This window comes from Desulfovibrio sp. (genome assembly GCF_035644575.1).
Lineage (GTDB): Bacteria > Desulfobacterota > Desulfovibrionia > Desulfovibrionales > Desulfovibrionaceae > Desulfovibrio.
This window is the reverse complement of sequence record NZ_DASQOG010000079.1, coordinates 24,020-31,683: the sequence shown is the minus strand read 5'-3', so window position 1 is coordinate 31,683 and position 7,664 is coordinate 24,020. Positions and strand designations below refer to the sequence as shown.

The 7,664-nt window shown below is 57.9% G+C and carries 8 protein-coding genes and 1 pseudogene; all 9 read right to left on the bottom strand.

Features of this window, described 5'->3' with window-relative positions; translation table 11 throughout:
- Positions 1-117: pseudogene (locus VEZ52_RS04255) on the bottom strand (D-alanine--D-alanine ligase); the annotation flags it as partial.
- On the bottom strand, positions 80-742 hold the full coding sequence (locus tag VEZ52_RS04250; protein ID WP_324835683.1) for an HDIG domain-containing metalloprotein: 663 nt from the start codon (positions 740-742) through the stop codon (positions 80-82). The gene VEZ52_RS04250 and the pseudogene VEZ52_RS04255, both read right to left, overlap by 38 nt.
- A gap of 208 nt (positions 743-950) precedes the next feature.
- Positions 951-2,372: a lytic murein transglycosylase gene (locus tag VEZ52_RS04245; protein ID WP_324835682.1), complete on the bottom strand. Its 1,422-nt coding sequence runs from the start codon at positions 2,370-2,372 to the stop codon at positions 951-953.
- A gap of 4 nt (positions 2,373-2,376) precedes the next feature.
- Positions 2,377-3,069 (bottom strand): LexA family transcriptional regulator, encoded by a 693-nt coding sequence (locus VEZ52_RS04240; protein WP_324835681.1) that lies wholly within the window; start codon positions 3,067-3,069, stop codon positions 2,377-2,379.
- Between the two features lie 33 nt (positions 3,070-3,102).
- Positions 3,103-3,951, bottom strand: a complete 849-nt coding sequence (locus tag VEZ52_RS04235) for a protease modulator HflC (protein WP_324835680.1) — start codon at positions 3,949-3,951, stop codon at positions 3,103-3,105.
- Positions 3,951-5,111, bottom strand: coding sequence for an FtsH protease activity modulator HflK (hflK, locus tag VEZ52_RS04230; RefSeq protein ID WP_324835679.1), 1,161 nt, complete (start codon positions 5,109-5,111; stop codon positions 3,951-3,953). The genes VEZ52_RS04235 and hflK overlap by 1 nt, the downstream gene beginning before the upstream one ends.
- A 480-nt stretch (positions 5,112-5,591) precedes the next feature.
- Positions 5,592-5,849, bottom strand: coding sequence for a hypothetical protein (locus tag VEZ52_RS04225; RefSeq protein ID WP_324835678.1), 258 nt, complete (start codon positions 5,847-5,849; stop codon positions 5,592-5,594).
- A gap of 72 nt (positions 5,850-5,921) precedes the next feature.
- Positions 5,922-6,500 carry a tetratricopeptide repeat protein gene (locus VEZ52_RS04220; RefSeq protein WP_324835677.1) on the bottom strand — a complete coding sequence of 193 codons (579 nt, stop codon included), beginning with the start codon at positions 6,498-6,500 and terminating at the stop codon, positions 5,922-5,924.
- Positions 6,500-7,522, bottom strand: a complete 1,023-nt coding sequence (locus tag VEZ52_RS04215) for a glycosyltransferase (protein ID WP_324835676.1) — start codon at positions 7,520-7,522, stop codon at positions 6,500-6,502. Before VEZ52_RS04215 ends, VEZ52_RS04220 begins: the two co-directional genes overlap by 1 nt.
- Positions 7,523-7,664 lie beyond the last annotated feature (142 nt).

The window sequence follows — 7,664 nt, the reverse complement described above, 5'->3', positions numbered from 1 at the left end:
GTCAAAAAACGTTACCGAATGGCCGCGTTGCGCAAGCGCCTCCTGCATGGCGCGCGCCCCGTTGAGCGAAACTTCGCGCTCAGTGGACCACCCGCCCGCAATCAAAAGAATTTTCATGTAAGGCCCATCCCAGCTGCGCCTCAAGGGCGCTTTCAATATTTTTACCCTGTCTGTAGGCAACGCCAATGCCCTCGCGCGCAGCCTCGGTGCGGCCATAGCGCTCAAGCAGGTCTTCGTAGCGTTCTTCAAGCGTTACGCAGGCATCGTGCCTGATGCGCTTGTCGGCATAGATCACAAAAAAAGGCAGTGAACAGATTTCCGGCCCTTGCGGCAAGGCCCACGGCCACCACACGTGCATCATCACGCCCTGCGCGATGGCATAGTTGCCCGTTTCAGCCACAGTCCAGGCTGCGCCCACCTGCGCGTGGCTGCCCCCGTGCTTGACGCAGTAGGTCTTGGCAATGTCGTGCAAAAGGCCGCCAGCGCGAACCTCTGGAACGCGCACGGCAAAGCCCCTGTCTGCTGCCCGCTGGGCCAGCGTGGCCGCCACGTGGGCCACAAGCAGAGAATGCCGCCGAATGTTCGGCAGCATGCCGTATTTGTCCCACAGGGCCAGGCATGCGGCTTCACTGGGTACGGGCCGCAGAGCGCCCGCGCTGCAAAGCGATGGCAAAGGAGGCAGATCGGCCAGAGGCCGGTTGCTTTCTTTCAGAGGGGGCTGCGCGCCGGAATTGGTGTTCATCCTCAAAGTATGCCACCGCAATAAAGGGATGGCAAGATTGCCCTGCGTGGCCTTCAGTTGGCGGCAAATACAAGCCGGATTCCAGCCATGCCTTTCCGGCATAGAGCACTGCCGATCATTAATGCCTTGCCTGGACGGGCTTTGCGCGCAAAAAAATCCCGCTGCCCAGAGGACAACGGGATGGTGGTACATGGATAAATTAAAACCGTCAGTTTGCGGGTTTAACCGGCTTTGAAGCCTTGCTCGCCGGTTTGGCTGCAGCAGGTTTGGCAGCCTTGGCCGGAGCGGCTTTACCAGCTTTTGCCGGAGCAGGCTTGCCCGCAGTGGCCGGGGCTGCCTTAGCCGAGGCCTCGGGCGAGGGCGCGCCGTTGATCATGTCTGACAAGGCCAGAATGGTATTGGCGTAGATGGCAGCATGATTGTAGGCCATGAGCAGCTGGTGCTGCCGTGTACGCGGCAGACCGGGCTTCCAGCCGTGTTTGGCGAGATAGTTGGAAAGACTTGCCACGGCATCGGGGATGGTGAACAGGTCAACCTTGCCATCGCCATCGCCGTCCGCGCCATATATGGCAATATTGGAGGGCATGAACTGGCAAAGGCCCACAGCCCCGTAGATGGAACTTGGCAGATGGTGCGGATCGATATTATCGCGCAGCATATGCTCCACCAAGGCCTTAACTTCCTTGTAGGCCCAATCCGCCCGTTTGGGCATGATTTCGGCAAACCAGTCGAGATGTTCCTGATAGCCGGGCATGCGCGGCAGCCAGTCAGGGATATCAGAGGGCTGACGCGTTACCGACATGCTGGCAAGCGTGTAAAAGGCGTTTTCCGGCACATCGGCCAGCACCTTGCCAAGGCGGGTTTCCACAAACAGCAGGGATACCGCTATGGATGCAGGTACGCCAAAACGGGCCTCGGCCTGATTAAAAGCCCGCTTGTTCTGCGCCACAAACTGGCGGCACAACTGCACGTTGGCATCGGTCAGCACGCCCTTGTAATACGGGGCTGCAGGCGCGGTGGAAGGCGGCTTGGGGAAAAATTTACGGTTATACAGCTCACGCATTTTTCTGCCCATGGGCGACTGTGTGGGCGTGGCGCTGAGCGTAGCCAGCAGGGCGTCCACCCGTGGGCCGGAAAGTCCGTCAGCCGCAAGCCGATCAGCCAGGGGCCGCCATGCGGGAGCAATGGCAGCGGAGCCTGCCGCTGGTTGCGGCTGGCCTTGCTGATATGATGGGGTATAGGCTGGCGCAGGCGTGGGCGCGTATGCGGGAGCAGGCGCGGCATAGCCCGGAGCCTGACTTTGCGGCTCACCATAACTTGGAGCCGCCGTTGCGCCCGCACCGTTGCTGCCGCCCGCATATCCGCCAGAATACCCGCCGGAGTAATTGGGGGTCGCATAGCCCTGCCCCGTATTTGTCGAAGCGGCAGGGGGAGCCCCAGCCGTACCATAGGAGGGCTGGCTTGCAGCAGGAGAGGACGGCAAATCATACGATGTAATACCGTCCCCACCGCGTGAGGCCGCTGTCTGTGCGCCGCTACAGGCGCACAGCAGCAGACAGCCCGCAAGACCGCATACCGACCAGGCTCTTCGGCAGAACGAATGAACGGCAAAAGCCGGTTGCAGCATCATTTTTCTACACTTCCTGCAACACCCACGCCACGCGGCCAAGCATGCGCTTGGCAAGCAGGCCCGCAGCCAACTGGGTTTCGGGGAAACTTGCAGCCTCGGAGCGCAGCACATAGCCGTCCTGGGTGCTGTTCAAAAACACCCTGCGCAGCACGACGCCCTCGTTGGGGGCAAAAATGGCATAGATGCGGCCAGACACCACATCCGTATCCATTGTGTCCACACCCACATGCGCCCCTTCCGAGATAAGGGGGGCCATGTTGGCGCCGCGCACCCGCAGCACCTGAAGGCCGTCACGGGTGAGTGAAAGCGGCAGCGATATCTTGCCCGCCAGAGCCAGGGCAGGACGGGGGGCATCATCAATGTAGACGCACTTGGCATCGTACACGGAATGGATGCCGCCGCGGGCCATGGCGTCGCCATAGTGGGCAGCTGTTTCGGCAAGGGAGGCCGGTGCGTCTTCTGGCACATAGCCCTGCTCGGTGCGCAAGTACATGGGGCCTACACCCTGTTTGAGCCAGTCAGGGTTCAGCCCAAACTTTTCGAAAAGCTTCATGAACCAGTCACCAGGCACGGAATTGCGCCGTTTCGCATCGGAAATACTGGACTGACGGATGTCCAGAACCTCGGCCAGTTCAACCTGTGTACGGCTGTTGGTGGCCAACTTGATGCGTTCATATATCTCTGCAAAACCGGGCATATCTCTTTGACTCCTGGCGTGGAAAACCACGCATCAATGTTGCTGATTGAGCAGTGGCGTTTCGTTGGAAAGCACCATCTTGCTGTTCTCTTTTAGTGATTTACGCATGGCGTCAAGCCAGCGTTGGTACGCATAGAACTGAGGGGCCTTGTTATAGGCCTGGGCGTAAACTGCCGCAGCCTTGGCATCGCCCATTCCTCGTTCAACCTGCGCGGCGCGCGCCGCCTCTGCCAGAATAACCGCGCGCTGGCGGTCGGCATCGGAACGAATACGCGTCGATTCCTCTTCACCTTCCGAACGGTACTGCTTTGCCTGCCGTTCACGTTCGGCCCGCATGCGTCCAAAAATCGCACGCTGGTTTTCAGGTGGCAGGTCTGTACGCTTGATGCGCACATCCAGCACCTCGACTCCGTAGCCATGCATGAGGTCGGAAACCTTGTTGGTCACTTCCTTCATGATGGCCGCCCTGTGGGAGGACACGACCTCTGTAAGGGTGTACGCACCCACAAGCGCCCGCAGTTGTGAATAGACAACGTCGTCCAGCCGCGCCTGCGCTCCGGGAATGGAACGCATGGTGCGGTAAAACTGCAGGGGATCAATGATCTTCCAGCGCGCATAGTTATCAAGAACGATGGCCTTTTTATCTACGGTAAAGGCCTCTCTTGAGCGCGCTTCATAGTCCAGAACACGGGCATCGAAATAGACCACGTTCTGGATAAAAGGAATTTTAAAGTGCAGACCAGGCCCATACACGCGCGAAAGCGGTTCGCCCAGCTGTAAAACCAGAGCCTTCTGGGTCTGGTGAACGGTAAAGAATCCCTGGGTAACAACGATAAGCAGCACCAGAGCAACAAGAATCAGTACCAGAGGATTTTTACTCATTATTTCTTCTCCAGCGTCTTGGGCGAAGCAGGAGCGCCGAGACCAGGCAAGGTGAGATAGGGCAGCGCTCGGCCAGCCGCCGGATTGTCCATAAGCACCTTTTCATTCGCGTTGGAAAGAATTTCTTCTACAGCTTCATAATAAAGGCGCTGTTCCGTGACCTTGGGGGCTTTGTCGTGCTCGATGCGCAGGGCGTCAAAACGGGAGGCATCACCCTCTGCGGTGCGCATGCGCGTTGCGCTGTAGGAAGCGGCCTCGTTGCCCATGGCTGCGGCCTGGCCCCTGGCCTTGGGCAGCAGCTCGTTGCGGTAGGCCTCGGCCTCGTTGATGATGCGGCTCTTGTCTTCGCGGGCGCTTGCCACGTCCTTGAACGCGTCAATAACTTCGTGCGGGGGGTGCACATCCTGCAGCTGCACGGCCAGCACCTGTATGCCTGCGCCGTAGCGGTCAAGCACGGTTTGCAGCAACTGGGTGGCTTCGCTCTGAATTTTCAGCTTGCCATCGGTAATGGCAGAGTCGATCTGGCTGTTGCCGATGACCTCGCGCATGGCCGCCTCTGCGGCATTGCGCACCAACGCTGCGGGCGCGGTAACGTTAAAAAGGTAGTCCACCGGGTCGCTGATCTTGTACTGCACACTGAACTGCACATTGACGATGTTTTCATCGCCCGTGAGCATGGAGGCTTCCTCGGGAATAGTGCGCAACTGCCCCTGCTGGAAGGTGGCCGCCTGCCCAACGGAGCGGAAGCCCACTTCGCTGCGCAGAACCTGCGTAACCTGAGGTTTGTATACCGACTCAATAGGAACAGGCCATGCGTAGTGCGGCCCGGGGCCTTCGGTGCGGTCATACTTGCCAAAACGCAGCACGACGCCCTGTTCATCGGGATTAACAATATAGATCCCCGAAAGAAGCCACAGAACCACAATGGCAAAACCCACAAGACCAGCCGCCTTTCCGTTGGGAAAGCACATGCGGGCTATTTTGGAAAAAGGATTTTCGCCACCGGGGCCACGGCCGTTGTTAAAAGGGGTGCGCTTGGCGCGTGGGGTTTCTTCTTCCTGCCCCATATCGTCAGAATCCATATCCTGAGGAGGTCGGGGCGGAGGGTTAGAACCCTGCTTCTGTCTTTTTTCTTGAAGTTTGTCCCAGTCCCAATTCATAACGCAAACATGTCCTTTAAAGAATGCGTGAGGTTATTGCCGAACAAAAAGTATCGGTCAGTAACTCACTAATATTATGGAGAAATGAGGAAGTTAAACATGGCACTACAGTGACGAGAACAATAAGGCTTTTCATCCATTCTAATCGGGCATCTTGTACAATGTAGGCACATTCTGAAACAAAGTCAACATTACATGGCAAATTACTATGTTTTACAAGCAATACGGTAAAAATTACAGCTAATTGAAATTTAAAATAAAGGGAAGAACTGTTCCCGATTAGCGATCTTCAAATATGGCTAGAAATAACGGACCAGAAACACACTTCTGCATCTCCTTTTTAGACTACGCGCGACACGTCAGCCCTCCAGCAAAAGGGCCGCTGGAAGGACAAGATCAAAAAAGGTGGATAACTATACACAAAAAACAGGTCGCCCGCTACTGGTGCGGGGCAATCCAACTTTTCAAAATAAAAACAGCCTAATAGGCCAGGGAAACAGCCGCAGATTTATCCGCGTTCACGCTGGGGCTGCGCAGTGTGGCTCCCGCCAGCGGCACAACCCGCACGGAACTGACCACATCCGCCCGCACATCAAAACCTGGGGTATAGGCAAACTGGCCGCTTTCTCCCATGCTTTCGCCGCGCCAAAGGGTAATGGCAAAGAACAGTGCGCAGCCAAAGAGCGCCGCGCTCAATGCCATATAGGGAACTGACCTTACACGATTGTGACCGTTCATGACGACTCCCTGCGGCAGCTTTTGCCGCCGCCAAGTTTTCGTCAGAACGTTGCAAAAAATACGCCGAAAGCATTACTGACGCAGACGGGTGCACTCCTCCACAATACGCGTCAGCTCCGCATCGTCCGGCAGTTCCTTGAGGCCGGCCCGCGCATGCCCGATGGCGCGCACATATTCGCCCGCATCCATCATGGCCCGGGCCATCATGCCAAAGATGGCCTTTTCGTCCTTGTAGTGTTTGAGGGCCTCGGCAAAACATGCATCAGCCTCTGAGGGCTTACCTTCTGCCAGAAATTTTTTGCCGTCGCTGAAGCCATGGTCAAGATTCAGCTTGCGCTGCAAGGCCGCCTGATATTCTTCTTCCTTTTCCTGCCCCTTCAGGGTGCGGTAGAGCTGCGAAAGGAGCTGGAGCAGATCTTTTTCCGCCCCGGGAGTATAGACAAAGGCTGGCGCTCCAGCGGCTTTCAGCTCCGGATCAACAGCCAGATCCGCCACTGCGGCCCTAAAATCGCCGCGAAGATCAAGCGGGGCGCTCTGGCCGCCCAGTTCCTTGAGGGCCGAAATGGTTAGAAAGAGCGCCCGTTCCGTATCACGGCGCGCGCAGCAGGCCTTGGCGCGGCCCAGGTCTTCTCTGACTTTACGTGCGTTCATCACAGCCCCTTATCAATTTTTGTTGCCTGCGCGTGCTTTTCAAGCACCTGCCGCATGGCGTCCGCCGTAGGCGCGTCCAGCTTGTAGGACATGACATAATCCCTGAAACGGGCGTTCAGCCCAGCGGCCACCTGCGCAAGATCGCGCTGAAATTCCTTGTATTCCTTACGCTCGGTCAGCCGTACCCGGCCCTGCCCGTCCACATCGTCTACAGCATAGCGCTGTAGTGGCGCAAGAGAACGCAGGCCGGAAAGGTAGAGAATTTTATTCATGAACAGCTTGCCCATGCACAGATTATCCCTGACCACCAGCTCGCGGTGCAATCTGCGCTTGTCTATGCCGCGCGCGGCATAGGTTTCGCGCGCGTCATCGTCTTCCCTGATATTTTCAAAATACTCGGGCCCGAGGTAATAGTACTGCGGCAGGCCCGCCGCCTGCATGCGCAGGCCGTAATCACCGTCTTCGCCGCCGTAGAGGCCGTATTCTTCATTCCAGAACCCCAGCTTTTCAGAAACAGCCTGCGGCACAAGCACGGCCTGACCGGGCAGATTGCCCACGCACAGCCCAAGCTCGCCGTGCGGGGTTTGCAGGCTGCCGGGAGTTTTACGCAGCATTTCGCGGTTAAACGCGCCGCCAAGGTTGGAGAGCGGCTGTCCGTGGCTCCACAGGGCCAGCAGGTCGCGCAGCCAGTGTTTGCGCACAATAGCGGTATCGTTATCCAGCTTCATGTACAGCGGCGCGGGCACAAGCTGCCAGCCCACATTGGCTGCGCAGGCCACGCCCATATTGCGCGGCAACAAAAAAAGATGGTCGATCAAGCCTTCTGCCCGCAAGGCCAGCAGCTTTTTTACAAGCTCCGGCTCGCTGCCGTTGTCCACCACCGTGATATGGAACGGCATCTCGCGCGAGGTGACAGCCAGGGCGCGGATGGCTCGCTCCGTGGCCGCAGGCCTGTTAAAAACCGGGATGGTCACGTTGCAGAGCGGCCCCTGCGGGCTCGCCCCGGTGCTGGGCTCGTGCATGTATGCTCCGCTGGCGCTGCTGCGCCCCGCAATCAGATGTGACAGACAGCAATGAATGCGTGATGGTAGATAACAGGTTCCTGTGCGTCAAGACGAGCAATTGACGCTACTGCCCTGCATTGGTAGGCTTGCCGCCGCAAAC

Bases quoted from the DNA above. Each gene is read 5' to 3' on its own strand.
- VEZ52_RS04250 (WP_324835683.1), bottom strand. From the start codon at position 742: ATGAACACCAATTCCGGCGCGCAGCCCCCTCTGAAAGAAAGCAACCGG.
- VEZ52_RS04245 (WP_324835682.1), bottom strand. From the start codon at position 2,372: ATGATGCTGCAACCGGCTTTTGCCGTTCATTCGTTCTGCCGAAGAGCC.
- VEZ52_RS04240 (WP_324835681.1), bottom strand. From the start codon at position 3,069: ATGCCCGGTTTTGCAGAGATATATGAACGCATCAAGTTGGCCACCAAC.
- VEZ52_RS04235 (WP_324835680.1), bottom strand. From the start codon at position 3,951: ATGAGTAAAAATCCTCTGGTACTGATTCTTGTTGCTCTGGTGCTGCTT.
- hflK (WP_324835679.1), bottom strand. From the start codon at position 5,111: ATGAATTGGGACTGGGACAAACTTCAAGAAAAAAGACAGAAGCAGGGT.
- VEZ52_RS04225 (WP_324835678.1), bottom strand. From the start codon at position 5,849: ATGAACGGTCACAATCGTGTAAGGTCAGTTCCCTATATGGCATTGAGC.
- VEZ52_RS04220 (WP_324835677.1), bottom strand. From the start codon at position 6,500: ATGAACGCACGTAAAGTCAGAGAAGACCTGGGCCGCGCCAAGGCCTGC.
- VEZ52_RS04215 (WP_324835676.1), bottom strand. From the start codon at position 7,522: ATGCACGAGCCCAGCACCGGGGCGAGCCCGCAGGGGCCGCTCTGCAAC.